General features: G+C 33.1%; 1 protein-coding gene. It reads left to right on the top strand.

The annotated features are described in order from the left end of the window. Positions 1 to 615 (top strand): IS3 family transposase (locus Q0856_RS18025; protein WP_298507230.1); only part of this gene is annotated, 615 nt, incomplete at its 5' end. Positions 616 to 653 lie beyond the last annotated feature (38 nt).

The following is a 653-nucleotide window of genomic DNA, read 5'->3' on the forward strand; positions in this document are numbered from 1 at the left end:
AAAGCCGAATCCATGCTGATAAAACCAAGGAAAAACTATACAAAAACCACGAATTCGAAACATTGGTTAAGGAAACACCCCAACCTAATGAAAGGTATAACACCTATCAGGCCAGAGCAGTATTTTGTTAGTGATATCACTTATATAAAAAGTAGAGAAAGAACTCATTACCTATCGTTGGTAACGGATGCTTTTAGTAGAAAAATTATGGGGTACCATCTAAGCGATGATATGAGTGCTGAAAATGTAGTAAGGGCAATGAAAATGGCTGTCAAGAAAAGAGTAACAACTACAAAACTCATACATCATTCTGATAGAGGACTACAATATTGTTCTTCATTGTATCAAATGGAATTGGAAAAAAACAATACCATACCATCGATGACAGATGGGTATGATTGTTATCAAAATGCTTTAGCAGAGCGTATCAATGGTATATTAAAAGGAGAATTTCTTATCCATAAATGCAATACAGCTAAAGACCTTAAAAAACTAATAGAGGAATCTATAGTAACATACAATAACAAAAGACCGCATTTGAGTCTTAATTACAAAACACCTAACTTTATACACAACAAAAAATCCAGCGAAGCTAGCTTCGCTGGATTAATTTAATTATTTAATAAATTGTCAACCTATTTTAGGACGACTCA

It is taken from the genome of uncultured Maribacter sp., from assembly GCF_947496775.1.
Lineage (GTDB): Bacteria > Bacteroidota > Bacteroidia > Flavobacteriales > Flavobacteriaceae > Maribacter_B.